Source organism: Pseudomonas sp. A214 (genome assembly GCF_900156295.1).
GTDB lineage: Bacteria > Pseudomonadota > Gammaproteobacteria > Pseudomonadales > Pseudomonadaceae > Aquipseudomonas > Aquipseudomonas rhizophila.
The window spans coordinates 1565915-1592713 of record NZ_LT707062.1 but is presented as its reverse complement, the minus strand read 5'-3'; the positions used below and the strand labels follow the sequence as shown (position 1 = coordinate 1592713).

At 61.8% G+C, this 26799-nt stretch carries 25 protein-coding genes; 10 read left to right on the top strand and 15 right to left on the bottom strand.

Annotation, left to right across the window (positions count from 1 at the left end; genetic code table 11):
• The first annotated feature begins 68 nt into the window (after positions 1-68).
• The 5 genes from miaB to lnt all read left to right on the top strand — a co-directional run bounded on the left by miaB (position 69) and on the right by lnt (position 5505).
• Entirely contained in the window at positions 69-1397 is a 1329-nt protein-coding gene (gene miaB / locus BW979_RS07250) for a tRNA (N6-isopentenyl adenosine(37)-C2)-methylthiotransferase MiaB (RefSeq protein ID WP_172833785.1), read from the top strand.
• Positions 1398-1612: 215 nt separating this feature from the next.
• Complete coding sequence (locus BW979_RS07245) at positions 1613-2623, top strand: PhoH family protein (RefSeq protein ID WP_047229508.1); 1011 nt, start codon at positions 1613-1615, stop codon at positions 2621-2623.
• A complete protein-coding gene (gene ybeY / locus BW979_RS07240; protein ID WP_047229507.1) occupies positions 2616-3074 on the top strand; it encodes an rRNA maturation RNase YbeY in 459 nt (152 codons plus the stop codon). Before BW979_RS07245 ends, ybeY begins: the two co-directional genes overlap by 8 nt.
• Positions 3075-3114: 40 nt before the next feature.
• On the top strand, positions 3115-3954 hold the full coding sequence (locus BW979_RS07235) for an HlyC/CorC family transporter (protein ID WP_025215634.1): 840 nt from the start codon (positions 3115-3117) through the stop codon (positions 3952-3954).
• A 27-nt stretch (positions 3955-3981) separates the two neighbouring features.
• Positions 3982-5505 (top strand): apolipoprotein N-acyltransferase, encoded by a 1524-nt coding sequence (gene lnt, locus BW979_RS07230; RefSeq protein WP_076383507.1) that lies wholly within the window; start codon positions 3982-3984, stop codon positions 5503-5505.
• Between the two features lie 141 nt (positions 5506-5646).
• On the opposite strand, the gene BW979_RS07225 is transcribed toward lnt, so the two are convergent.
• A complete protein-coding gene (locus BW979_RS07225; RefSeq protein WP_047229505.1) occupies positions 5647-6408 on the bottom strand; it encodes a YdcF family protein in 762 nt (253 codons plus the stop codon).
• Between the two features lie 103 nt (positions 6409-6511).
• Positions 6512-6832 (bottom strand): hypothetical protein, encoded by a 321-nt coding sequence (locus tag BW979_RS07220; protein ID WP_047229504.1) that lies wholly within the window; start codon positions 6830-6832, stop codon positions 6512-6514.
• A 293-nt stretch (positions 6833-7125) separates the two neighbouring features.
• Between BW979_RS07220 and leuS the strand changes: the two genes are divergently transcribed.
• The 5 genes from leuS to BW979_RS07195 all read left to right on the top strand — a co-directional run bounded on the left by leuS (position 7126) and on the right by BW979_RS07195 (position 13339).
• Positions 7126-9732, top strand: a complete 2607-nt coding sequence (gene leuS, locus BW979_RS07215; protein WP_047229503.1) for a leucine--tRNA ligase — start codon at positions 7126-7128, stop codon at positions 9730-9732.
• An 88-nt stretch (positions 9733-9820) separates the two neighbouring features.
• A complete protein-coding gene (locus BW979_RS07210) occupies positions 9821-10426 on the top strand; it encodes an LPS-assembly lipoprotein LptE (RefSeq protein ID WP_076383506.1) in 606 nt (201 codons plus the stop codon).
• A 39-nt stretch (positions 10427-10465) separates the two neighbouring features.
• A complete protein-coding gene (gene holA / locus BW979_RS07205; RefSeq protein ID WP_076383505.1) occupies positions 10466-11503 on the top strand; it encodes a DNA polymerase III subunit delta in 1038 nt (345 codons plus the stop codon).
• 275 nt (positions 11504-11778) lie between these two features.
• Entirely contained in the window at positions 11779-11943 is a 165-nt protein-coding gene (arfA, locus tag BW979_RS07200) for an alternative ribosome rescue factor ArfA (RefSeq protein WP_076383504.1), read from the top strand.
• Positions 11944-12016: 73 nt separating this feature from the next.
• Positions 12017-13339, top strand: a complete 1323-nt coding sequence (locus tag BW979_RS07195) for a lytic murein transglycosylase (protein WP_076383503.1) — start codon at positions 12017-12019, stop codon at positions 13337-13339.
• Positions 13340-13442: 103 nt separating this feature from the next.
• On the opposite strand, the gene BW979_RS07190 is transcribed toward BW979_RS07195, so the two are convergent.
• The 13 genes from BW979_RS07190 to BW979_RS07125 all read right to left on the bottom strand — a co-directional run bounded on the left by BW979_RS07190 (position 13443) and on the right by BW979_RS07125 (position 26731).
• Positions 13443-14399, bottom strand: coding sequence for a S66 peptidase family protein (locus tag BW979_RS07190; protein WP_047229498.1), 957 nt, complete (start codon positions 14397-14399; stop codon positions 13443-13445).
• 877 nt (positions 14400-15276) lie between these two features.
• The gene (lipA, locus tag BW979_RS07180; RefSeq protein ID WP_047229497.1) at positions 15277-16299 is read right to left on the bottom strand and encodes a lipoyl synthase; all 1023 of its coding nucleotides are present in this window, start codon (positions 16297-16299) and stop codon (positions 15277-15279) included.
• 1 nt (position 16300) lies between these two features.
• Positions 16301-16948 carry a lipoyl(octanoyl) transferase LipB gene (lipB, locus tag BW979_RS07175; RefSeq protein WP_047229496.1) on the bottom strand — a complete coding sequence of 216 codons (648 nt, stop codon included), beginning with the start codon at positions 16946-16948 and terminating at the stop codon, positions 16301-16303.
• A complete protein-coding gene (locus BW979_RS07170; protein ID WP_047229495.1) occupies positions 16948-17223 on the bottom strand; it encodes a DUF493 domain-containing protein in 276 nt (91 codons plus the stop codon). The genes lipB and BW979_RS07170 overlap by 1 nt, the downstream gene beginning before the upstream one ends.
• Positions 17224-17304: 81 nt before the next feature.
• Positions 17305-18462, bottom strand: coding sequence for a D-alanyl-D-alanine carboxypeptidase family protein (locus tag BW979_RS07165; protein WP_047229494.1), 1158 nt, complete (start codon positions 18460-18462; stop codon positions 17305-17307).
• A gap of 170 nt (positions 18463-18632) precedes the next feature.
• Positions 18633-19658, bottom strand: a complete 1026-nt coding sequence (locus BW979_RS07160) for a septal ring lytic transglycosylase RlpA family protein (RefSeq protein ID WP_047229493.1) — start codon at positions 19656-19658, stop codon at positions 18633-18635.
• Entirely contained in the window at positions 19658-20668 is a 1011-nt protein-coding gene (gene mltB, locus BW979_RS07155) for a lytic murein transglycosylase B (protein ID WP_047229492.1), read from the bottom strand. The genes BW979_RS07160 and mltB overlap by 1 nt, the downstream gene beginning before the upstream one ends.
• 17 nt (positions 20669-20685) lie before the next feature.
• A complete protein-coding gene (rodA, locus tag BW979_RS07150) occupies positions 20686-21789 on the bottom strand; it encodes a rod shape-determining protein RodA (RefSeq protein WP_047229517.1) in 1104 nt (367 codons plus the stop codon).
• Positions 21790-21820: 31 nt separating this feature from the next.
• A complete protein-coding gene (gene mrdA, locus BW979_RS07145) occupies positions 21821-23716 on the bottom strand; it encodes a penicillin-binding protein 2 (RefSeq protein ID WP_047229491.1) in 1896 nt (631 codons plus the stop codon).
• A 10-nt stretch (positions 23717-23726) separates the two neighbouring features.
• On the bottom strand, positions 23727-24194 hold the full coding sequence (gene rlmH / locus BW979_RS07140) for a 23S rRNA (pseudouridine(1915)-N(3))-methyltransferase RlmH (protein ID WP_047229490.1): 468 nt from the start codon (positions 24192-24194) through the stop codon (positions 23727-23729).
• A 9-nt stretch (positions 24195-24203) separates the two neighbouring features.
• Positions 24204-24698 (bottom strand): ribosome silencing factor, encoded by a 495-nt coding sequence (gene rsfS / locus BW979_RS07135; RefSeq protein ID WP_014340379.1) that lies wholly within the window; start codon positions 24696-24698, stop codon positions 24204-24206.
• A gap of 73 nt (positions 24699-24771) precedes the next feature.
• The gene (nadD, locus tag BW979_RS07130; protein WP_047229489.1) at positions 24772-25458 is read right to left on the bottom strand and encodes a nicotinate-nucleotide adenylyltransferase; all 687 of its coding nucleotides are present in this window, start codon (positions 25456-25458) and stop codon (positions 24772-24774) included.
• Between the two features lies 1 nt (position 25459).
• Complete coding sequence (locus BW979_RS07125; protein WP_047229488.1) at positions 25460-26731, bottom strand: glutamate-5-semialdehyde dehydrogenase; 1272 nt, start codon at positions 26729-26731, stop codon at positions 25460-25462.
• Between the last annotated feature and the right edge of the window lie 68 nt (positions 26732-26799).

Genomic DNA, 26799 nt, shown 5'->3' with positions numbered 1-26799 from the left:
AGCGGTAGGAACCGGGTGACTTGTTCCCTATAATGCGCGGTTCTTTGAATCACGTGATGACTCCGTCCATGGCCAAGAAGCTTTACATCGAAACCCACGGTTGCCAGATGAACGAGTACGACAGCTCGCGCATGGTCGATCTGCTGGGTGAACACCAGGCCCTGGAAGTCACCGCCCGTGCCGAAGACGCCGACGTGATCCTGCTCAACACCTGTTCGATTCGCGAGCGCGCCCAGGACCGGGTGTACTCCCAGCTCGGCCGCTGGCGTGAACTGAAACTGGCCAACCCGGAAATGGTCATCGCCGTGGGCGGTTGCGTGGCCAGCCAGGAAGGCGCTGCCATTCGTGACCGCGCGCCCTACGTAGACGTGGTCTTCGGCCCGCAGACCCTGCACCGCCTGCCGGAGATGATCGACGCGGCGCGCATCACCAAACTGCCGCAAGTCGACGTTTCGTTTCCGGAAATCGAAAAATTCGACCACCTGCCCGAACCCCGTATCGACGGCCCGAGCGCCTACGTGTCAGTGATGGAAGGTTGCAGCAAGTACTGCACGTTCTGCGTGGTGCCCTATACCCGTGGCGAAGAAGTCAGCCGGCCGTTCGACGACGTCATCGCCGAAATCATCCACCTGGCGGAACACGGCGTGCGGGAAGTGACGCTGCTGGGGCAGAACGTCAACGGTTATCGCGGCCTGACCCACGACGGGCGCCTGGCCGACCTCGCCGAGCTGATCCGCGTGGTGGCGGCCGTGGAGGGCATCGACCGTATCCGCTACACCACCTCGCACCCACTGGAGTTCTCCGACAGCCTGATCCAGGCCCATGCCGAAGTGCCTGAGCTGGTCAAGCATCTGCACCTGCCGGTGCAATCGGGCTCCGACCGGATCCTGGCGGCCATGAAGCGCAACCACACGGCGCTGGAGTACAAATCCAAGCTGCGCAAACTGCGGGCGGCGGTGCCGGGGATCTGCATCAGTTCAGACTTTATCGTGGGTTTCCCCGGCGAAACCGAGAAAGATTTCCAGCAGACCATGAAGCTGATCGAAGACGTGGGTTTCGATTTTTCCTATTCCTTCGTCTACAGCCAGCGTCCCGGCACTCCGGCGGCCGATTTGGCGGACGAAACCCCTGAAGAAGTGAAAAAAGAACGGCTCAACGCCTTGCAACATCGCTTGAACCAGCAAGGTTTCGAGATCAGCCGACAGATGGTCGGCTCCGTCCAGCGGATTCTGGTGACCGATTACTCGAAAAAAGACCCGGGCGAATTGCAAGGACGGACCGAAAACAACCGCATCGTCAACTTCCGCTGCGACACTCCGGCCCTGATCGGCCAGTTCGCCGACGTCCACATCGATGCCGCGCAACCGCACTCGTTGCGCGGCTCGTTGGTCCAGTGACCCCGCACTTCCTGTGGGAGCGAGCTTGCTCGCGATAGCGGCATGACAGTCAATACTTATGTTGAATGTGAAGCCCCCATCGCGAGCAAGCTCGCTCCCACAGTGGTCGTGCCATGCCCTGTGATCAGATTCGCCTCTTTAAGAGCTTTCGCACCCAGCCTACTGGCGTTATCCTTGATTTCATCTTAATTGCCCCAGGGCGGCTAAAAACGACCTTGAACGCACCCATCGAACCACATCGTTTCATTCTCGAGCCCTTTGAGGCTCGCCGCTTCGCCAATCTGTGCGGGCAATTCGACGAGCATCTGCGCTTGATCGAACAGCGCCTGGCCATCGAGATCCGCAACCGCGGAAACCAGTTCGAACTGATCGGCGAACCCAAGCACACCTCCTCCGCGGAAAACCTGCTGCGCCGCCTCTATCGGGAAACCAAGGGAAGCGAGTTGTCGCCGGACACCGTCCACCTGTTCCTGCAGGAGTCGGCCCTCGAAGAACTCGAGAACCACGCTCCGTCGGAACCTGCCGTGGCCTTGCGCACGAAAAAAGGCATGATTCGCCCTCGCGGCTTGAATCAGCAGCGCTACGTGAAGGAAATCCTGGGCAACGACATCAACTTCGGCATCGGTCCGGCCGGTACCGGCAAGACCTATCTGGCCGTGGCCTGCGCCGTCGATGCGCTGGAACGCGAACAGGTGCGCCGTATCCTGCTGGTGCGTCCGGCGGTTGAAGCGGGGGAAAAACTCGGTTTCCTGCCCGGCGACCTCGCCCAGAAAATCGACCCGTACTTGCGTCCGCTGTATGACGCACTGTACGAAATGCTCGGCTTCGAATACGTCGCCAAGCTGATCGAACGCCAGGTCATCGAGGTCGCACCGCTGGCTTATATGCGTGGCCGTACGCTGAACAACAGCTTCATCATCCTCGACGAAAGCCAGAACACCACGGTCGAGCAGATGAAAATGTTCCTGACCCGGATCGGCTTCGGCTCCACCGCGGTGATCACCGGGGACATCACCCAGGTCGACCTGCCCCGCGGCACCAAATCCGGGCTGAACCATGTGATCCAGGTGCTCAAGGACGTGCCGGGCATCAGTTTCACGCATTTCATGCCCAAGGACGTCGTGCGCCATCCATTGGTGCAGCGCATCGTCGAAGCCTACGAGCGCTTCGAGAATCATCAGGATGAGCTGGCGACCGCTGAGAAGGGCAATCGCCACGATGCTTGAACTTGACCTGCAACTGGCCAGCGAACGCCCCGCTCCCAGCGAGGCTCAGTTACGCCAATGGTGCGAGCTGGCCCTGCGCCAGCGCAGCGCCGACTCGGAACTGACCATCCGCCTGGTGGACGAGCCCGAAGGCCGCGAGTTGAACCACACCTGGCGGCAGAAAGACTACGCCACCAATGTGTTGTCGTTCCCCGCCGACGTGCCCGACGAACTGCTCGACATTCCGCTGCTGGGCGATCTGGTGATCTGCATCCCGGTGGTGGAGCGCGAAGCGGCCGAACAAGGCAAGACCGCTGAGGCCCACTGGGCCCATCTGGTGATTCACGGCTGCTTGCATCTATTGGGTTACGACCATATAGAAGATGACGAAGCCGAGGAAATGGAATCGCTGGAACGAACGTTGCTTGCAGAGCTGGGTCACCCCGACCCCTACGCCGGCGACGAACACTGATACATCAACCTGTAACGACAAAGGATTCAGAGTAATCGCTATGAGCGAAGATCGATCGAGCAACGGGCAGAAGTCATGGCTGGGCAAGCTCACCCAGGCTTTTGCCCATGAGCCGAAAAACCGCCAGGAGCTGCTGGAGCTGCTGCGCGATGCACACCAGAACAAACTGCTGGACAGCGAAGCGCTGGCCATCGTCGAAGGCGCCATCCAGGTCGCTGACCTGCAAGTGCGGGACATCATGGTCCCCCGTTCGCAGATGGTCAGCATCAAGGCGACCCAGACACCTCGCGAATTCCTGCCCGCCGTGGTCGATTCCGCTCACTCGCGCTACCCGGTAGTCGGCGAGAGCCATGACGACGTCATGGGCGTGCTGCTGGCCAAGGATCTGCTGCCGCTGATCCTTCAGGAGAACGGCGACAGTTTCAACATCAAGGACTTGCTGCGCCCGGCCACCTTCGTGCCCGAGTCCAAGCGCCTGAACGTGCTGCTGCGTGAATTCCGCGCCAATCACAACCACATGGCCATCGTCATCGACGAATACGGCGGCGTGGCCGGGCTGGTCACCATCGAAGACGTGCTCGAGCAGATCGTCGGCGACATCGAAGACGAGCACGACGTCGAGGAAGACAGCTACATCAAACCGCTGCCCAGCGGCGACTTCCTGATCAAGGCCCTGACGCCGATCGAGAACTTCAACGAGTTTTTCGACAGTCAATTCTCCGACGATGAGTTCGACACCGTCGGCGGCCTGGTGATGAGTGCTTTCGGGCACCTGCCCAAGCGCAATGAAACCACGGAAATCGGTTCCTGGCGCTTTCGCATCCTGAACGCCGACAGCCGTCGGATTCACTTGCTGCGCCTGTCACCCATTGCCCGATAAACCCTGCGAGACCCGCTAAGGACACACATGCGCTGGACAACCCGCCCCGGCTGGCCCGGTAACCTGCTGGCCATGGCGGCTGGCGCGATCACCACCCTGGCCCTGGCGCCGTTCGACATCTGGCCGCTGGCACTGCTGGCGGTCGGACTGTTCTATGCCGGTCTGCGCGAGCTTTCACCGCGCCAGGCCCTCGGCCGTGGCTGGTGCTTCGGTTTCGGCCTGTTTGGCGCCGGCACCAGCTGGATCTACGTCAGCATTCACAACTTCGGCGGCGCCTCGGTGCTGCTCGCCGGTTTCTTGATGCTGCTGTTCATCGCCGCCATTGCCTGGTTTTTCGCCCTGCCCGCCTGGCTCTGGGCCCGATGGTTGCGGCGTAACGAAGCCCCGCTGGCCGACGCCTTGGCCTTCGCCGCCCTGTGGCTGGGCCAGGAAGCCTTTCGCGGCTGGTTCCTCACCGGGTTTCCGTGGCTGTATTCCGGTTACAGCCAACTTGACGGCCCCTTGGCCGGCCTCGCGCCGCTGGGCGGGATGTGGCTGATTTCCTTCACCCTGGCCCTGACCGCCGCGCTGCTGTACAACGCGCCACGGTTGATCCGCGCCGGGCGCAAAGGCTTTATCGCAGCGGGCGTGATCCTGCTGATCGGCCCGTGGGTCGCCGGCATGGCGCTCAAAGACCATGCCTGGACCAGCCCTTCGGGTGATGCGCTGAGCGTCGCGGCGATCCAGGGCAACATCGAACAAAGCATGAAGTGGGACCCCGAGCAGCTCAACGCGCAACTGGCGTTGTACCGCGACATGAGCTTTGCCTCCAAACGGGTCGACCTGCTGATCTGGCCGGAAACAGCTGTGCCGGTGCTCAAGGAATCTGCCCAGGGCTACCTGGACATGATGGGCACCTTCGCCGCCGAGCGAAATTCGGCGCTGATTACCGGCGTTCCGATTCGCCAACTGGTGCACCAGCAGAAGCGTTACTTCAACGGCATCACCGTGACCGGTGAAGGTGACGGCACTTATCTGAAGCAAAAACTGGTGCCATTTGGCGAATATGTGCCGTTGCAGGACATTCTGCGGGGGTTGATCGCGTTCTTCGATCTCCCCATGTCGGACTTTGCCCGGGGCCCGGCCGACCAGCCTTTGCTGCAAGCCAAGGGTTACCAGATCGCGCCGTTCATCTGCTATGAAGTGGTCTACCCGGAGTTCGCCGCCGGCCTCTCGGCGCGCAGCGACCTGCTGCTGACCATCAGCAACGACACCTGGTTCGGCACCTCGATCGGCCCGTTGCAACACCTGCAAATGGCGCAGATGCGCGCCCTGGAAGCCGGTCGCTGGATGATCCGCTCCACCAACAACGGCGTCACCGGCCTGATCAACCCCTTCGGCCAGATCACCGTACAGATCCCGCAATTCGAGCGTGGCGTACTGTACGGCGAAGTCGTGCCGATGCACGGGCTGACGCCCTACCTGCAATGGCGCTCGTGGCCGTTGATCATCGTGTGCGTGTTGCTGCTGGGCTGGGCGTTGATGGCGGGACGGATGGCCAAGACGGTTTAAGGTTGCTCGTTCCCACGCTCCGCGTGGGAATGCAGCCCGTGACGCTCCGCGTCATTGGTGGCCGACGCCAGCCCGCCTTGGAACGCAGAGCGTCCCTTGAGGCGTGCCCACGCAGGAGCGTGGGAACGATCCGGGAACACTTCAACGATAAAACAACCTATACCCCACCTGCCCCACCGCCTCGTTCATCAACTGCCCCGATTGCCAGATCGACTTGAACTCCGGCATCCAACCGCCCAGCGGGCGGGCATTGTCCTGCCCCAGAAAGCCCACCGGTGCAGGAACCACTTCAAACCCCGAGCGCTCGAAACTCCAGACTGCCCGTGGCATGTGCGACGCATGGGTCACCACCACGACTCGTCTGATGCCCTGCGGCAGCAACATCTCGGCGCTCATCTGGGCGTTTTCCCAGGTCGTGCGACTGCGCCCTTCCTGCCAGCGCACGGTGACACCAAAATCATCGAGCATCGAATCGGCCATCAATTTCGCTTCACTCGGCGGGGAGCCATAGTGCAAGCCGCCGCTGGTCAGCACCGGCAATCCCGATGCCTTGGCCAGTCGCGCCGCATACCGCTGGCGCTCCAGACCGATGCCGGTGGGCTGGTCGGTACCCCAGGCCAGGTCACCGCGATCGCGGCCCGAACCAAGCAACACGATGGCATCGGCACGTTGCGCCAGCGTCCCCCATTCGCTGCGAGGCAGCGGTGGCTCGCGCTCCAGCGCCTTGGCGCTCCATTGCACCACCACAGGCAAACTCATCAGCCAGAAACCGCCCACCCCTGCAATGAAACACAGGCGAGCCAGGCGCGGCCGGGAGTTGCGCCACCACCAGGCAAGCACCAACAGCAGCAAAAGAATGCCGGGCGGCAATAAAAGTTGTTTGATGAAATAGCGAAACGGCATCGGGCATCTCCATAGATGCCCGAAGCCTAGGTGGGTTGACGCAAAGCGACAACAGATTCGAAATAATCTTGAATCAAAAAAAGCGACAAGCGTGAATCCGGCTTTACTTGAACTGCAGTGACCGGACTTTTACAGCATCCCTGGTGGGCGTCCGATCCTTGAGCCATACAACCTTGGCCGAACGGGGCGTATCGAGGCGCTTGAGTAGCTGAGCCCCACTTGTGGGGGCTTGATGCCCGACCTGCTCAAGGTAAGCCTTGACCAGCTCGAACTCTGCGGGGGTCAAGCCACGCAGTTCCAGCTCTGCCGGACGTTCATCGCGCAAGCGACCGGCGGTTCTTGCAGCGTCCAGGGCCACCCCGAGACGATCGATCAGTTTTTCGTACAACTCAGGTGTAGTTACTTTACGTTGTGATTCAACCATCCCTCACCTCATTGAAGATAAGACTCACTCCCCATTGAGAAGCTTAGCTTCGCTGGGCAAACCGGCAGGGCGCCGCGACCAACGGCCCTGAACAGCGGCCGTCACCGGATATCGACAATGCCCCGGCACGCAATCAGGGTTTCCCTCGGCAGAGCACGGTCATGTATGCTACGGCGCTTCCTGTAACTCCACTTCCAGCTCGGCTGGGCATCGAAAACGCCGCATCAGGCGTCGTCTGCGTCCAGCATGGCAACGAAGAGGATTGGGCCACCCCATTCAGTACAAAAGTAGCCATGCACGAACACTATCAGCCCCGTGAAATCGAAGCCGCCGCCCAGTCGTTCTGGGACGAGCAAAAGTCCTTTGAAGTCAGTGAACAGCCAGGCAAGGAGACTTACTACTGCCTGTCGATGTTCCCTTACCCCAGCGGCAAGCTACACATGGGGCATGTGCGCAACTACACCATCGGCGATGTGATCTCCCGCTACCAGCGCATGCAAGGCAAGAATGTCCTGCAACCCATGGGTTGGGACGCTTTCGGCATGCCGGCGGAAAACGCCGCGATGAAGAACAACGTGGCCCCCGCCAAGTGGACCTACGAAAACATCGCCTACATGAAGACCCAGCTGCGCAGCCTGGGCCTGGCGGTGGACTGGTCCCGCGAGGTCACCACCTGCAAGCCTGATTACTACCGCTGGGAACAATGGCTGTTCACCCGCCTGTTCGAAAAAGGTGTGATCTACCGCAAGAACGGCACCGTGAACTGGGACCCGGTGGACCAGACCGTACTGGCCAACGAGCAGGTGATTGACGGTCGCGGCTGGCGCTCCGGCGCGCTGATCGAAAAGCGCGAAATCCCGATGTACTACTTCAAGATCACCGCCTACGCGGATGAACTGCTGGAGAGTCTCGACGAGCTGACCGGCTGGCCTGAACAGGTCAAGACCATGCAGCGCAACTGGATCGGCAAGTCCCGGGGCATGGAAGTGCAGTTCCCCTACGACGTCGCCTCCATTGGCGAAGCGGGCAATCTGAAAGTCTTCACCACCCGTCCGGATACCCTGATGGGCGCCACCTATGTCGCCGTGGCCGCCGAGCATCCGCTGGCGACCCTGGCCGCCCGCAACAACCCCGAGCTGCAGGCGTTCATTGCCGAATGCAAAGGTGGCAGCGTCGCTGAAGCCGATGTCGCCACTCAAGAGAAGAAAGGCCTGCCGACCTCGCTGTTCGTCGAGCATCCGCTCACCGGCGAAAAACTCCCGGTATGGGTCGCCAACTATGTGCTGATGCACTACGGCGACGGCGCCGTCATGGCTGTTCCGGCCCACGACGAGCGCGATTTCGAATTCGCCCACAAGTACAACCTGCCGATCAAGGCCGTGGTGCGTACCAGCGCCGGTGACCAGACCCCGGCGCCATGGCAGGACGCTTATGGCGAACACGGCGAACTGATCAACTCCGGCGAGTTTGACGGCCTGGACTTCCCCGGCGCGTTCGACGCCATCGAAGTGGCCCTGATCAAGAAAAACCTCGGTGCCTCCCGCACCCAGTTCCGCCTGCGGGACTGGGGCATCAGCCGCCAGCGCTACTGGGGCTGCCCGATTCCGATCGTGCACTGCGATACTTGCGGTGACGTACCGGTACCGGAAGATCAACTGCCCGTGGTCCTGCCCGAAGATGTGGTACCCGACGGCGCCGGCTCGCCCCTGGCGCGCATGCCCGAGTTCTACGAATGCAGCTGCCCGAAATGCGGCGCGCCGGCCCGGCGTGAAACCGACACCATGGACACGTTCGTCGAGTCCTCGTGGTACTACGCCCGCTACGCCTCGCCGCACTATGAAGGCGGCCTGGTGGAAAAATCCGCGGCTGACCACTGGTTGCCGGTGGATCAGTACATCGGCGGCATCGAACACGCCATTCTCCACCTGCTCTACGCGCGTTTCTTCCACAAGCTGATGCGTGACGAAGGCCTGGTGAGCTCCAACGAGCCGTTCAAGAACCTGCTGACCCAAGGCATGGTGATCGCCGAGACTTACTATCGTCGCGAAGCCAACGGTGCCTACACCTGGTACAACCCGGCCGACGTCGAACTCGAACGCGACAGCAAAGCCAAGGTCATCAGCGCCAAACTGATCGCCGACGGCCTGCCGGTGGAAATCGGCGGCACCGAGAAGATGGCCAAGTCGAAGAACAACGGCGTCGACCCGCAGTCGATGATCGACCAGTTCGGCGCCGACACCTGCCGCCTGTTCATGATGTTCGCCTCGCCACCCGACATGAGCGCGGAATGGTCCGACTCCGGCGTCGAAGGTTCGCACCGCTTCCTCAAGCGCGTCTGGCGTCTGGCTCAAGCCCACGTCACTCAGGGCCTGCCGGGCAAACTGGACGTCGCCGGCCTGAACGACGAGCAGAAAGCCGTTCGCCGTTCGATCCACCTGGCCATCAAGCAGGCCAGCCATGACGTCGGCCAGAACCACAAATTCAACACCGCCATCGCCCAGGTGATGACGCTGATGAATGTCCTGGAAAAAGCCGCGCAAGGCACCGAACAGGATCGCGCACTGGTTCACGAAGGTCTGGAAGCCGTGACGCTGCTGCTGGCTCCGATCACGCCGCACATCAGCCACGAGCTGTGGAACCGCCTGGGCCACGCTGACCCGGTGATTGACGCCAGCTGGCCGGTGGTGGACGAAACCGCGCTGGTGCAGGACAGCCTGACCCTGGTCATCCAGGTCAACGGCAAGCTGCGCGGCCAGATCGAAATGCCGGCCGCCGCCACTCGTGAAGAAATCGAAGCCGCCGCACGGGCCAATGAAAACGTGTTGCGCTTCGTCGATGGCCTGACGATCCGCAAAGTGATCGTCGTGCCCGGCAAACTGGTCAACATCGTCGCAAGCTAATTGGATCGGGCGCCGGCTTGGGCCGGGCGCCGAATATAACCTGCGGGGCCGCACTGTCGAGCCATAGGGTTTCAAGGGGAGCAACAAGATGATCAAACGTAATCTGCTGGTAATGGGCCTGGCGGTCCTGTTGAGCGCCTGCGGCTTCCAGCTGCGCGGCACCGGCACCACCGAGCTGGCCATCACGGAGCTGGACCTCAGCGCCCGGGACGCTTATGGCGAGACCGTGAAGATGCTGCGCGACTCACTGGAAAACAGCGGCGTGAAGGTCTACAACGGCGCGCCGTACAAACTGGTGCTGACCAGTGAACAGCAAAGCCAGCGCAGTCTGAGTTACGCCGGTGCCGGTCGCTCGGCCGAGTACGAACTCAACAACGTCCTGAGCTATGAGATCCGCGGCCAGAACAACCTGGTACTGCTGGACGACAAACTGCAAGTGCAGAAGGTCTACCTGCACGATGGCAACAACATCACCAGTTCCGACCAGGAGTCGAGCGAAGTACGTGTCGAAATGCGTCGTGACCTCGTGCAACGCATGATGCTGCGCCTGCAACAACTGAGCCCAGCCCAACTGGACCAGTTGCAGCAGACCGCCGACGCCCGCGCCAAGGCAGAAGCCGACGCACTGGAAGCGGCACGCAAGGCTGAAGCGGAAACCCCGCAACAGTCGCCGATGCAAATCCCCTCTGAATAAGCCTTGCGGGGCGCTCCGGCGCCCCGCTCGCCTTCTCTTATGAAGCTCGCTCCCGCCCAACTCGGCAAACACCTGCAAGGCGCCCTCGCGCCGGTCTACATCATCAGTGGCGATGATCCGCTGCTGTGCCAGGAAGCCGCCGACGCCATTCGCTCTGCCGCCCGTCAGCAAGGCTTCGACGAACGCCAGGTGTTCGCCGCCGACGCCAGTTTCGACTGGGGCACGCTGTTGCAGGCTGGGGCGAGCATGTCGCTGTTCGCGGAAAAACGCCTGCTGGAACTGCGCTTGCCATCCGGCAAACCCGGTGACAAGGGCGCCGCCGCGCTGATCGAATATTGCTCACGACCGGCTGAAGACACGTTGTTGCTCATCAGCCTGCCAAAACTCGACGGCAGCGCGCAAAAAACCAAATGGGGCAAGGCCCTGGTTGAAGGTCAGCAGACCCAGTTCGTACAGATCTGGCCGGTGGACGTCAGCCAGTTGCCCAGCTGGATCCGCCAGCGCCTGTCCCAGGCCGGCTTATCAGCCAGCCAGGATGCGGTGGAACTGATCGCCGCCCGGGTCGAAGGCAACCTGCTGGCCGCCGCTCAGGAAATCGAAAAGCTCAAGCTGATGGCCGAGGGCGGGCAGATCACCGTGGAAACGGTACAGGCCGCCGTGGCCGACAGTGCGCGTTTCGATGTGTTCGGGCTGACCGATGCGATCCTCAACGGTGAAGCCGCCCACGCCCTGCGCATGCTCGAGGGCTTGCGGGGCGAAGGCGTCGAGCCTCCGGTGATCCTCTGGGCCCTGGCCCGAGAGTTGCGCCTGCTGGCCAACCTCTCATTGCAATACAGCCAGGGTGTACCGTTGGACAAGGCTTTCAGCCAAGCCCGTCCGCCGGTGTGGGACAAACGCAAGCCGCTGATGAGCAAGGCCCTGCAACGCTACTCGGCACCGCGCTGGGCACAACTGCTGCTCGAAGCCCAGCGCATCGATGCGCAGATCAAAGGTCAGGCGGCAGGGTCGCCATGGATGAGCCTGAGCCGCTTGTCGCTGTTGATGGCTGGGCAGCGACTCCCTTTGCCCGCTGAGTAGTCACTCGGCAGAAGCACACTGCATACCTATGGCGAGGGGATTTATCCCCGCTGGGTTGCGAAGCAACCCCAAAACTAGGCGCCGTGGAGTGTCAGGCAGTTTGTAATGGGGACGCTTCGCGCCCCAGCGGGGATAAATCCCCTCGCCACGGGTCATCTTCCACCACAAGTTGCGTGTCCGTCTGATGACACTTCTTGCACACCCCAGGGACTGGACAACCTCCCGACTCTGTCCCATGATTTGCTCCGCAAAACCACCCCACGAGAGATCCCATCATGAGCAACAAGCCATCCAAGCATGGCCCCAACAAGGCCAAATCCATCATCGCCCAGCCCCTGTTCCGCAGCCGCCAGGAACGACCCGCCAAGGGCAAAGGCAGCTACCGCCGCGAAGCCTTCCAGTCTGACAACTGGGAGGCTTCTTGCTTTGTGGCGGCTTGAAACACCCGGACCAGCCCTATTCTCCTTTGCGCATGATAAGGTCAGCATCTGATTTGTTTATCTGGACCCGTGCATGCCCTTTTGTCTTTCCCGTCGTTGGCCCCTGCGCCAATTGATTGCAGCCACAAGCGTCGTTCTGCTTGTCGCCTGCGCAGAAAAACCTACCGCCGCCGACGCCCAACCGCTCAAGACCGTCCCTGCCGTGCCTGCTCCTGCCATCGTGCCGCCCGTGGTCCCGACCGGTGACAACCTGGTCATCGCCCCCACGCAAACTTTCGCCGAATGGCAAGCCGGGTTTCGCAAGCAAGCCCTGGCCGCGGGAATCCGTGCCGACCTGTTTGATCGCGCCTTTATCGGCGTCAGCCCGGACATGAGCGTCATCAGAGCCGACCGCAGCCAGCCAGAATTCAGCCGTCCGGTGTGGGAATACCTCGATGGAGCGCTGTCGCCGCTGCGAGTACGCCGGGGCCAGACACTGGTCCAACAGCATGCCGACATCCTGCAAAGCATCGAGCAGCGCTATGGCGTCGACCGCCAGGCCTTGGTTGCGGTGTGGGGCATGGAAAGCAACTTCGGTCAGTTCCAGGGCACCAAGTCGGTGATCAACTCCCTGGCGACCCTGGCCTATGAAGGGCGACGCCCGGGGTTTGCCCATGCGCAGCTGATCGCCGCACTGCAGATCCTGCAAGACGGCGACATCGCTCCGGAAAAAATGCTCGGTTCCTGGGCCGGAGCCATGGGCCAGACCCAGTTCATTCCCACCACGTACAACACCCACGCGGTGGATTTCGATGGTGACGGCCGCCGCGATATCTGGGGCAGCGCCACCGACGCCCTGGCCTCGACCGCACACTACCTGCAAAGCTCTGGCTGGCAGCGCGGACAGCCGTGGGGCTTCGAGGTACGACTCAGAGAAGGGTTCGACTACCCGCTGGCCGATGGCGCGATCCGCAAACCCGTCTCCGAATGGCTGCAACTGGGCGTCAGCCTGCCCAACGGCAGCCAGGTCCCAGCCGGCGCCGAACACTTGTCGGCAGCCCTGCTGCTGCCGGCCGGCTATCGCGGGCCGGCCTTCCTGGTGCTCGATAACTTCCGCGCCATCCTCAAGTACAACAATTCCTCGTCGTACGCCCTGGCGGTGAGTTTGCTGTCAGAACGCTTCGCCGGCGCGGGGCTGATCAGCGGGCAATGGCCCAAGGACGATCTGCCCTTGAGCCGTAGCGAACGCTTTGAACTGCAAACCTTGCTGGGCAAACACAACTTCGACGCAGGCACGCCCGACGGCATCATCGGCGCCAACACCCGCAAGGCCATACGCAGCGCCCAGCAGTCGTTCGGCTGGCCCGCGGATGGTTATCCGACGCACAAGCTGCTGGAAGGGTTGCGTAACCGCTAGATCGCCTTATGGCCGCTGCCCTCATCGCGAGCAGGCTCGCTCCCACAGCTGACTACCAAACGCGGTCCAGTGTGGGAGCGAGCCTGCTCGCGATGAGGGACTTTCAGGCAACAAGCGCTCGGCTGACCACCACATCCTGCTCCAGCACCAACCTCTTCTCCCCCGCATCCAGCGTCACCAACGCGCCCATGGGCAACGTCAGGTTCGGATCGCAATGCCCACTGCGCCAACCGGACAACACCGGGATGCCAAACGGCTCGAAGGTCTGCTGGAACAGCTTGTTCAACGCCTCAAGGTCCACCCCGGCGACATCCCCCAGCAACACACCCCGCAACTTTGCCAGCGTGCCAGCCAGCCGTAACTGGGTCAGCAGACGGTCGATGCGGTAAAGCGGCTCGTTGATGTCTTCCACCAACAGGATCACGCCTTCGGCGTCGATTTCGTAGGGCGTGCCCATGGTCGCGGCAATCATCGACAGATTGCCCCCCAGCAAACGCCCGCAGGCGATGCCGGGTGCGACGGTAGTCAATGGATAAGCTGCGGGATGGCTCAGCACACTGCCGGCCTTCAACTGCCCACGCAACAGGCTGAAAAAAGAAGTGACGGTGGAGGGTTCCTTGTCGCCGAGAAGATCGGCGTTGAGCAACGGGCCATGAAAGGTGACAAACCCTGCATATCGGCTGATGGCCAGGTGCAAGGCGGTGATGTCGCTGTAGCCGACGAAGGGCTTGGCGTTGCGCCGCAACAGGTCGAAATCGATGCGGTCCAGCAAACGCGGGGTGCCGTAGCCGCCGCGCAGGCAAATGATCGCTTTTACTTCTGGGTCGGCGAAGGCGGCATGCAGGTCGTTGAGGCGTACTTCGTCGCTGCCGGCCAGGTAGCCGTCCTTTTCGTACACACCTGGGAATATACGCAGCTCATGGCCCCGGGCGCGCATCCATTGGATGGCTTTGTCCGTTTCCAGGTTTGCTGGACCGGCGGGGGCGATCACGGCGATCAGGCCTTCGGTCGGGAGTGCTGGGACGGGGTGATGTGGATTTAGGGTGTGAGTGGGTTCCATGAGTCTCCCGGTTTTTAGGCATGGTTATGGGTGTATATCCGTTTTTTTGCGTAACGGCGGCTGGCGGTTCCGCTCTTACAGCGGGTCACTTTTGGAAGAGCGCCAAAAGTAACCAAAAACGCTTTGCCCCACCACTCGGCACCTCGCTTAGGCTCGGTGTGCCCGAACGCAGGCATTGCTCCGTGGGCCCGCCGCGAAGGGCCATCCATGGCCCAGCGCGGCTATCCCGGCATCCATGCCGGGATGCCCACTGCGCAATACCTGCGTTCGGCCAGCGTGGTTTAACGGGGCGTCAAGATCAAGATCAAGATCTAAAGCAAAGCAAAGCAAGAGCTGGGCATGTCCAGCATCTATGTGGCTGAACCACCACTATCGCGAGCAGGCTCGCTCCCACACTTGATCTTCAGCAGCCACAAAACTCATGTAAACCGCAGACCCACTGTGGGAGCGAGCCTGCTCGCGATGAGGCCAGCAAAGCCAGTATCCATGTATCTGAACCACCGCTTTCGCGAGCAAACCCGCTCCCACAGGGGAAACGCGATACCCCCAAACCAGGCCGGCTGTCAGGCCGCCTCGCGGTGGACGTTGATCTGGGGCGCCCCGTTAACCACGCTGGCTGAACGCAGGCATTGGTTCGTGGGTAACCCGGCATGGATGCCGGGTTAGCCGCGCTGGGCCATGGATGGCCCTTCGCGGCGGGCCCACGAACCAATGCCGGAGTGAAGGCATGCCGAGCCTAGGCGAGGCACCGAGTGGTGGGGCAAAGCGTTTTTGGTTACTTTTGGCGCTCTTCCAAAAGTGACCCGCTGTAAGAGCGGAACCATAAGAGGCCATTACCGCAGCAACGGATATGTACCCGCCCCAAAAAACTAAAGGATCAAGACCCGAGCAACTCAGCCTTGACCAACTTAGCCTGCTCATCCGCATGATACGAAGACCGCACCAACGGCCCGGAAGCAACGTTCTTGAAGCCCATCTTGTACCCTTCCTCAGCAAACCAGGCAAAGGTATCCGGGTGCACAAAACGCTGCACCGGCAGGTGACTACGCGAAGGCTGCAGATACTGACCCAGGGTCAGCATGTCGATGTCATGCTCACGCATGCGCTTCATGACCTCGATGACTTCTTCGTCAGTTTCCCCCAGGCCCAGCATCAAGCCGGATTTGGTCGGAATGTGCGGCATCATCTGCTTGAAGCGTTGCAGCAAGGTCAGCGACCACTGGTAGTCCGAACCCGGACGCGCAGCCTTGTACAGGCGCGGTACGGTTTCCAGGTTGTGGTTGAAGACATCCGGCGGCTCGGCGGCGGTGATTTGCAGTGCGATGTCCATGCGACCGCGATAGTCCGGCACCAACGTCTCAAGCTGCACGTTCGGTGACAGCTTGCGGATTTCGCGGATGCAATCGGCAAAGTGCTGGGCACCACCGTCACGCAGGTCGTCGCGGTCCACCGAGGTGATGACCACGTACTTGAGTTTGAGGTCGGCAATGGCGATGGCCAGGCTTTCGGGTTCGTTCACGTCCAATGGCTTCGGCCGACCATGGCCGACGTCACAGAACGGGCAGCGACGGGTGCAGATGTCGCCCATGATCATGAACGTGGCGGTGCCGCCGGAGAAGCATTCCCCCAGGTTCGGGCAGGACGCTTCTTCACAGACGCTGTGCAGTTTGTGTTTACGCAGCAGCGCCTTGATGCGGTCGACTTCCGGCGAAACCGGGATGCGCACGCGGATCCAATCAGGTTTCTTCGGCAGTTCGGTGGTCGGGATGATCTTGACCGGGATACGTGCAACTTTCTCGGCGCCGCGCAGCTTTACGCCGGCCTCGACCTTGGCACGCGGGGCCGGACGCTCGGTAACATCCAGCGTCGGGATCATGGTTTGCACAGCATCAGTAGTCATATCAGTCGATTCCGCCCGTGAGGGTCGTCTGCTCAGCGTAGTCGAGGTGTTTGACGAGCTGCGCGCGCAGCCGGGCACTTACCTCGGCAAATTCAATCGATCCTGTGTGATCGCACAGCTGGGTCATCGCCAGCCCTGCATAGCCACAGGGATTAATCCGTCGAAACGGCTCCATGTCCATGTCCACGTTCAACGCCAGGCCGTGAAACGAACAACCATGGCGGATGCGCAAACCCAGAGAGGCAATTTTCGCTCCGTCGACGTAGACACCCGGAGCATCCGGCTTGGCCGCTGCTATCACACCGTAGCTGGCCAGCAGTTCGATCAGGCAGGTCTCCATGCGGGTGACCAGCTCGCGTACACCGAACCCCAGCTTGCGTACGTCCAGCAACAGATAGGCCACCAATTGACCGGGGCCATGGTAGGTCACCTGGCCACCGCGGTCGGTCTTCACCACCGGGATATTCCCCGGCAGCAACAGGTGTTCGGCCTTGCCGGCCTGGCCCTGGGTGAACACCGGCGGGTGTTGCACCAGCCAGACTTCGTCACCGGCGGTGGTGCCGCGGTCGTTGGTGAAGCGTTGCATGGCATGCCAGACCGGCTCGTAAGCCATCTGGCCCAGCTCGCGAAAGCCCAGCGTGCCCGGCATCACAACACCATGTGCACGAACCCGGTCGCTCGCAACTCGCTGTTGATGTCGTACAGCTGCTCCTGACCGGTGGCAATGATGTGCAACTGAATCGTCGTGTACTTGCCGTTGGTACTCTGGCGTTCGGCCAGGGTCTTGTGATCAACGGTGGCGTGTTTTTCAAGAATCGCGATGATCTTGTCCTTGAATCCCACACCGGTGTCGCCAATTACCTTGATCGGATAATCCTCGCAAGGAAACTCGATCTTTGGCGCCTTTACTTCTGAGTCTGTCATGGCGTAACGGCCTCGTAAGCCGTGATAACGCACATGGCCCCGCACCGGAAAGGAACGGGGCCATGCAGGTCAACACTTCAATCAGTTGAACAAGCCGTAGAAGAATAGACGGATGCTATCCCACATGCGGCGGAAGATACCACCTTCCTCGACCGCGTCCAGCGCAATCAGGTCGGCGCTGTGCACCACTTTGTCGTCCAGTTTGACTTCCACCTTGCCGATCACGTCGCCCTTGGCGATTGGCGCGATCATTTGCGGATTCATGGTCATGGTCGCGACCAGCTTTTTGAGCTGGCCTTTTGGCAGGGTCATGGTCAGGTCCTGAGCCAGACCGGCCTTCACCTGATTGGTGGTGCCTTTCCACACCTGGGCCTGGGCCAGTTCGGTGCCCTTCTGGTAGAAGGTCTGGGTTTCGAAGAAGCGGAAACCGTAGGTCAAGAGCTTCTGGGTTTCGGCGGCACGGGCCACTTCGCTGTTGGTGCCGAAAACGACGGCGATCAGGCGCATGCCGTCACGAACGGCCGAAGACACCATGCAATAGCCGGCCTCTTCGGTGTGGCCGGTCTTCAGGCCATCGACGGTCTTGTCGCGCCACAACAGCAGGTTGCGGTTAGGCTGCTTGATGTTGTTCCAGAAGAATTCCTTCTGGGAGTAGATGGCGTAGTGCGCCGGGTCTTCGTGAATGATCGCTCGCGCCAGAATCGCCATGTCGTGAGCCGAAGAGTAGTGCTCCGGGTTCGGCAAGCCGGTCGGGTTCATGAAGTGGCTGTTGGTCAGACCCAGGTCGCTGGCAGTCTTGTTCATCATGTCGGCGAACGCATCTTCGCTGCCGGCGATGTGCTCGGCCAGGGCGACGCTGGCGTCGTTGCCGGACTGGATGATGATGCCGTGCAGCAGGTCGCTGACGGTCACTTGCGAACCGACCTTGATGAACATCCGCGAACCGCCGGTGCGCCAGGCGTTTTCGCTGACGGTCACCGGATCGTTTTCACCGATCTGGCCACGACGGATTTCCAGGGTGGCGATGTAGGCGGTCATCAGTTTGGTCAGGCTGGCCGGTGGCAGGCGCTGGTCACCATTGCTCTCCACCAGGACCTCACCGCTGCTGGCATCCATGAGCACAAAGGATTTGGCGGCCAGTTGAGGGGGCGCGGGCATCATCTCGACCGCGAACGCGGCAGGTGAGAGCAGCAGCGGGACTAGCAGGCAAAGGCGTTTGGCAAAGGTGGTGATGTTCATCCGTCTCTCGAAATCGCTAATGGAAACTGCCCGAAGGCAAAACTAAACAGGCAACCTTCTAACGGGTCGCCGCGTATTTAAGTTGCTCACTCACATCCCTTGCCGGGCTTTTGTTATTCGTAGAGCCAACAACCTGGCCCGCTCCAACCGCTAGCGGGCCTTCAATCAAATCATTCCGCGCTGACCAGGCTCGGCGAACCGAGATTGGCCAGGCGCACACTGTTCTGCACCTGCTGGACTTCATCCGGAGAACCGATCGGCCCCAGGCGTACCCGATGCAGTGTCTGCTGGTTGCGCACGATGGAGCTGATGAACACCGGCGCGCTGACCATCGAGCTGAGCTTGGATCTCAACAGTTCGGCAGCGTCCGGGTTGGCGAACGCGCCGACTTGCAGATACTGGCCAGACGCTGTTGCAGAAGCGTTTTTTTTTGCGTCGAGCGGCACGGGCACCACGGCGGCGGCATGTTGCTGCGGCGGCGGGGACCATTGCTCGACCGTACCGGTGGAAGCCGTCACGGTCGGCGCGGCATTTTGCGCCACTTTTGGCTCGTTGAGCATCAAAGGCGCCGGACGGCCTCGCTGGGCCCACCATTCCTGCGGATCGATGCCTTCGACCTTGACTCGCGCGGTGCCGGTTTCAGCGTAACCGAGTTTTTTTGCCGCCGCATACGACAGGTCGATGATGCGGTCGGAATAGAACGGCCCGCGGTCATTGACCCGCAGGATCACGGCCTTGTTGTTGTCCAGGTTGGTCACCCGCACATAACTGGGCAGCGGCAAGGTCTTGTGGGCCGCGCTCATGCCATACAGGTCATAAACCTCGCCATTGGCGGTGTTCTGGCCGTGGAACTTGGTGCCATACCAGGACGCCGTGCCCGAAGCGACGTAACGCTTGGATTCGGCCATCGGGAAATACGTCTTGCCCAGCACCGTGTATGGGTTGGCCTTGTACGGGCCGGTGTGCAGGGTTGGCGTGGCGTCGGGAATGCGCGAAACATCCACGTCCCACCACGGCGCGCCGTCCTTGTGGGCCCGGTTGATGTCCAGGCCTGGCGTGGCGCGCACGGCAGTGGAGGTTTTCTGGGCCGGCGGGCGACTGGTGGAGCAACTGACGACCAGCAACGACAGCGCAGCCAGCGCTACCAGCTTCAGGGGTCCGGCTTTCAGGGGTTGATAGGTAGGCAATGCCTGCATTATTTGACGCCCCGTGCTTTGACCAGCTCTTCAGACAGCTGATGCACGGCCATGGCGTACATCACACTGCGGTTATAACGCGTAATCGCGTAGAAATTCTTCAGGCCCATCCAGTACTCAGGGCCTTGTTCGCCTTCCAGGCGAATCGCGGTGACTGGCATGTCGTCACGCAGCGCATCATGACTCGACCACCCCAGCGCCCGCAACTCCCCGACGGTCTTCGTCGGCTCGATGCCTGTGGTCAGGCCTTCGTCTACCTGGTCGCCACGCACGTCTGCACGGCTGACCACCGGCTCGCCAGGCTCCCAGCCGTGGCGCTTGAAGTAGCTGGCAACACTGCCGATGGCATCGGTCGGGTTGGTCCAGATATTAATGTGGCCATCGCCGTCGAAGTCCACCGCATAGGCGCGGAAACTGCTGGGCATGAACTGTGGCAAGCCCATGGCTCCGGCATAGGAGCCCTTGAGGGTCAACGGATCGACCTGTTCCTCACGAGCCAGCAGCAGGAACTCGCGCAGCTCCTTGCGGAAGAACTCGGCGCGCGGCGGATAGTCGAAGCCCAGGGTCGACAGCGCATCGACCACCCGGAAATTCCCGGTATTACGACCAAAAAACGTCTCGACACCAATAATAGACACGATGACCTGAGCCGGCACGCCATACTCCTGCTCGGCGCGAGCCAGCACGGCCTCGTGCTGGCGCCAGAAGTCCACGCCCCGGGCGATGCGCGCCTCGGAGATGAACATCGGCCGATACTCGCTCCACTGCTTGACCCGCTCGGCGGGCCGGGAGATCGCGTCGAGAATCGACTGCTTGCGCTGGGCCTCGCGGAACACCCCCATCAGCTGTTCACCGGCAAAACCGTAGTCGCGGGTCATTTCACCGACGAATTCGGCCACTTGCGGCGAGCCTTCATATTCGCCGGCCAGGGCGTGCGACGCACCGCCCAGGAGGCCGAACAGGCCGACCCACGGCGCAAATCGCGTCGACCAGCCACGCATTGCTTGCATTGAACTCTTCACCTTATTCAAACCTGCGCGATCCACTTGCGATGGGTATGGATCGACATCAAAACCCCAAACGCTGACAGTAGCGTCACCAGCGAAGTTCCTCCGTAGCTAATGAATGGCAACGGCACCCCCACGACCGGCAACAGGCCACTGACCATACCGATATTGACGAAAACATAAACAAAAAACGTCATGGTCAGACTGCCCGCGAGCAATTTGCCGAACAATGTCTGGGCCTGGGCGGTAATCACCAGGCCACGGCCGATCAACAACAGGTAGATCAGCAGCAGCACGCAAATACCCACCAGACCGAACTCTTCGCCCAACACGGCGATGATGAAGTCGGTGTGGCTTTCCGGCAGAAAGTCCAGGTGCGACTGGGTACCCAGCAACCACCCTTTGCCGAACACACCGCCGGAGCCGATGGCGGCCTTGGACTGGATGATGTTCCAGCCGGTGCCCAGCGGATCGCTCTCCGGATCGAGGAACGTCAGGACCCGCTGCTTCTGGTAGTCGTGCATCACGAAGTACCACATGGCCACGGACACCGGCACGGCGGCAGCGATCACGCTGAGGATCCAGCGCCAGCGCAACCCGCCCATGAACAGCACGAAGGCGCCGCCGGCCAGGATCAGCAACGAGGTGCCGAGATCGGGCTGGCGCACGATCAGGATAAACGGGACCCCAATCAGCAGCAGGCTGATGCCCACATGCTTGAGCTGTGGCGGCAAGGTGCGCTTGGACAGATACCAGGCGATGGTCGCCGGCATGATGATTTTCAGGAACTCGGAAGGCTGGAAGCGGATCACCCCGGGGATGTTGATCCAGCGTGTCGCCCCCATGGCGTTGTGGCCCATGATGTCCACGATCACCAACAAGACCACGCCGCCCACATAGGCCAGTGGCACCCAGCGCGCCATGAACCGAGGCTCCAGTTGGGCGATAAAGATCATCGATACCAGGCCGATGCCGAATGAAGTGGCCTGCTTGGCCAGCAGGTCCCAATTCTTGCCGCTGGCCGAATACAGCACGAACAGGCTGCCGGCGGCCAGTGTCAGCAACAGGATCAACAACGGACCGTCGATGTGCATGCGCTGCAACAGAGTGGCGCGACGACGCATCACATCTTCGCTGGAGAGGATCCGGTCGAAATTATTCTTCACGGGCCGTAGCCTCCGCAGTGATGGGGCTTGCGTATTCGGGCTTGAGCTGGCCGTGTTCATCCAGCAGCCAGGCGTCCATGATCTGGCGCACCACCGGCGCGGCAACGCCGGAGCCGGACTCGCCGTTCTCGACCATCACCGACACGACGATCTTCGGGTTCTCGGCCGGCGCGAAACCAACGAACAAGGCGTGGTCGCGGTGGCGCTCCTGAACCTTGGAACGGTCGTACTTTTCGCCCTGCTTGATCGCGACCACCTGGGCCGTACCACTCTTGCCGGCAATCCGGTATTGCGCGCCGATGGCAGCCTTGCGCGCGGTGCCCCGGGCGCCGTGCATCACCTGCTGCATGCCGATATTGACCTTCTGCCAGTCCGACGGATTACGCAGGATGATGTCCGGCACCGGGTTGGGGTCCACGGGCTTCTGGCCCTCGATGGTCTTGGCCAGATGCGGGCGATACCACTTGCCTTTGCTCGCCACCAGGGCTGTGGCCTGGGCCAGTTGCAGCGGCGTCGCCTGCATGTAGCCCTGGCCGATCCCCAGGATCAGCGTCTCACCCGGGAACCACGGCTGGCGGCGGGTCGCCCGCTTCCACTCGCGGGATGGCATCAGGCCCGGCGACTCTTCGAACATGTCCAGGGACACTTTCTGACCGAGACCGAACTTGCCCATGTAGGACGCCAGCCGGTCGATCCCCAGCTTGTGGGCCAGGTCATAGAAGTAGGTGTCGTTGGACCGCATGATCGCCGTTTCCAGATCCACGTACCCGTCGCCGGAGCGATTCCAGTTGCGGTACTTGTGGTCGTAGTTCGGCAGTTGGTAATAACCGGGGTCGTAGACCCGGCTGGAAGCGGTGATCACACCCGCGTCCAGCCCGGCAATCGCTACCGCCGGCTTGATGGTCGAACCCGGCGGATAGAGGCCGCGCAACACGCGGTTGAACAGTGGCCGATCGATGGAATCGCGCAACTCGGCGTAGGCCTTGAAACTGATGCCGGTGACGAACAGGTTCGGGTCGAAACTCGGCTGGCTGACCATCGCCAGGACCTCGCCGGTGTTCGGGTCCAGCGCCACGACAGCGCCGCGTCGGCCGCCCAACGCCGCTTCGGCGGCTTCCTGCAATTTGATGTCCAGGCTCAGGACGATGTCCTTGCCGGGGATCGGGTCGGTGCGCTTGAGCACCCGCAACACGCGGCCACGGGCATTGGTCTCGACTTCCTCGTAGCCCACCTGGCCGTGCAGCTCGGCCTCGTAGAAGCGTTCGATGCCGGTCTTGCCGATGTGGTGGGTACCGCTGTAATTGACCGGGTCGAGGTTCTTGAGCTCTTTTTCGTTGATCCGCCCCATGTAGCCCACCGAATGGGCGAAGTGCGCGCCCTGGGGGTAGTGACGCACCAACTGCGCCACCACCTCAACGCCCGGCAGGCGGAATTGGTTCACGGCGATCAGGGCGATCTGCTCTTCGGTCAGCTCGAACAGGATCGGCACCGGCTCGAACGGGCGCCGGCCCTGGCGCATGCGCTTCTCGAAAATCGCCCGGTCCTCGGGGGTCAGTTGCAGCACTTCGACGATCACGTCGAGCACCTTCTGCCAATCCCCGGACCGCTCACGGGTCATGCTCAGGCTGAAGCTGGGCCGGTTATCGGCCACCACCACGCCGTTGCGGTCGAAAATCAACCCGCGAGTCGGCGGAATCGGCTGCACATGCACGCGATTGTTTTCCGACAGGGTCGAGTGGTACTCGTACTGAATCACCTGGAGGAAATACAGGCGCGCGATCAGCACACCAATCAGCGCCACGACCGCAATTGCACCGAACACGACGCGACCACGCACCAGGCGGGCGTCTTTTTCGTGGTCCTTGATGCGAATCGGCTGAGGCATGAGGGCAGGATTACTTGTGGTAAGGGTGCCCGGACAGGACTGTCCAGGCACGATACAACTGTTCGCCGATCAGAATCCGCACCAGCGGGTGCGGCAACGTCAAAGGCGACAACGACCAGCGTTGATCGGCCCGGGCACAGACTTCCGGTGCCAACCCTTCCGGGCCACCCACCATGAAGTTGACCGTGCGCGCGTCCAGCCGCCAGCGATCGAGCTCGACCGCCAGTTGCTCGGTGCTCCAAGGCTTGCCGTGCACTTCGAGCGTGACGATCCGCTCGTTCGGCCCGACCTTGGCCAACATGGCTTCGCCTTCCTGACGGATAAAGCGCGCCACATCAGCGTTCTTGCCGCGGGTGTTGAGCGGAATTTCCACCAGTTCCAGGGCCAGCTCGGAAGGAAGACGCTTGGCATATTCATGCCAGCCTTCTTCCACCCACTTGGGCATGCGGGAACCGACGGCGATCAGGCGCAGTCGCACAGCGATCCCTTATTGCTGGTCTTTGTTGAGCTTGGTGAAATGCTCATGGGTATTTTCCGGGCTGTGGTGCGCGGCGCTGGCCGAACGGCTTTGCTCGGCACCGGCCCACAGGCGCTCCAGGTCATAGAACTGGCGCGCCGAGGCGGTCATCATGTGCACGATGACGTCGTCCATATCCAGCAACACCCAGTCGCTGTCGCCCTTGCCTTCTTCACCCAGCGGCTTGACGCCCTGGGCCTTGACCGCTTCGCGAACCTTATCCAGCATCGCGCCGATCTGGCGGTTGGAGGTACCGGTGGCGATGATCATGTAATCCGTGATGCTCTGCTTCTCGCGAACGTCGATCACCTGAATGTCCTGGGCCTTGACGTCTTCCAGGGCCGCCACGGCAACCTTGACCAGCTCTTCGCCTGCCAGTACCACGCCAGTATGGGCTTCTACGGGAAGCGGGGCGCTCTTGAATGTGCCCTTGCGCTTTACTTTGTTTACGTCTTTGTCAGTCATATAAAACTCGTTTTGCTCGTATGTTCGGGCGCTTCGCTACACGCATTCACGTGCCTTGAAGCGCGCCCTTTTTTCAGTTCGACGCACGGTACAGCCCGTGCGCATCGATGTAGGCCAGGACCGCGTCGGGCACCAGGAAACGTACCGACTTACCGCTGGCCAGCAGTTGACGGATCTGGGTGGCGGATACCGCGAGCGGCGTCTGCCAGACGAATGCAATCTGTCCGCTCGGCCCTTTCAGGGCCAGCGGGTCGCTCACCGAACGCGCCGCCAGCAGGTTGCGCAAGGCATCCGGCGGCTCGCTGTCGGCATCCGGGCGTTGCAACACCAGGATGTGGCAATGCTGGAGCAACTCTTCCCAGCGATGCCAAGTGGGCAGGCCGCAAAATGCGTCCCAGCCCAAAAGCAGAAAAACCTGGGCATCGGCGGCCAGTTCGGCGCGCATCAGCTCCAGGGTATCAATGGTGTAGGACGGTTTGTCCCGCAGCAATTCGCGGGCGTCCACCACCAACGGCGCCACACCGGCCACCGCGCACTCGACCATCGCCAGACGGTCCTGGGCCGATACCTGCGGCGTATCCCGGTGAGGCGGCCTGGCGCTGGGCGTCAGGCGTAGCTCATCGAGGGCCAGGGCATCGGCGACTTCCAGCGCACCGCGCAAGTGGCCGATGTGCACTGGGTCGAACGTGCCGCCCAGGATACCGATGCGCTGGGGCGCAGTTGTCGTCGTCACTGCGGCTGACGGGTCAAGGTCGCCCAAGTCAGACCGGCTCCTGTCCGCGCAACTGGCCGTCACCGACCACGATGTACTTCTCGCAGGTCAAGCCTTCGAGGCCCACCGGGCCACGGGCGTGCAGCTTATCAGTAGAAATGCCGATCTCGGCACCCAATCCGTATTCGAAGCCGTCGGCGAAACAGGTCGGGGTGTTGATCATCACCGACGCCGAGTCCACTTCGGCCACGAAACGCCGGGTTTCGCCCTGGTGTTCGCTGACGATGGAGTCGGTGTGGTGGGAACCATGGCGATTGATGTGCTCGATGGCCTGGTCCAGCCCGTCGACCACGCGGATCGACAGGATCGGCGCCAGGTACTCGGTGTTCCAGTCTTCTTCGGTGGCCTCGGCCGCCTCAATGATTGCCCGGGTACGCTGGCAACCGCGCAGCTCGACGCCTTTTTCGCGGAACTGGGCGGCCATCGCCGGCAGGAAGTCCTGGGCAACGGCCTGGTCCACCAGCAGGGTTTCCATCGCGCCGCAGATACCATAGCGGTAAGTCTTGGCGTTGAAGGCAATGCGCTGGGCTTTGGGCAACTCGGCGTGGGCACTGACGTAAACGTGGCAGATGCCGTCCAGGTGCTTGATCACCGGCACGCGGGCGTCGCGGCTGACCCGTTCGATCAGGCCCTTGCCGCCACGGGGCACGATGACGTCGACGAACTCGGGCATGGTGATCAGTGCGCCGACCGCGGCGCGGTCGGTGGTTTCCACCACTTGCACCACGGCCGCCGGCAGATCGGCTTCGGCGAGGCCGCGCTGGATGCAGGCGGCAATCGCGCGGTTGGAATGAATGGCCTCGGAACCACCGCGCAGGATGGTCGCGTTACCCGACTTCAGGCACAGACTCGCAGCATCGATGGTCACGTTCGGTCGCGACTCGTAGATGATGCCGACCACGCCCAGGGGCACGCGCATTTTGCCGACCTGGATACCCGACGGCCGATAACTCATGTCCCGGATCGCCCCGACCGGGTCCGGCAGCGCCGCGACCTGGCGCAGACCGACGATCATGCCGTCGATGCGCGCCGGGGTCAGCGCCAGGCGTTCGAGCATGGCCGGCTCGAGGCCGTTGGCCCGGCCGGCGGCCAGGTCCAGCTCATTGGCGGCGGACAACTCGGCGCGAGCGGCGTCCAGCGCATTGGCGGCGGCCAGCAGGGCGCGGTTTTTCTGCGCGGTGCTGGCACGGCCGATGATGCGCGACGCCTGGCGAGCGGCGCGACCCAGGCGGGTCATGTAGTCAAGAACGGACTCAGTCATGGTCTGTGTGGTCTTGCCAAGGGGAAAGCGGCAGATTATAGCTGTCGTATCCCTCGACTAACAGCGTG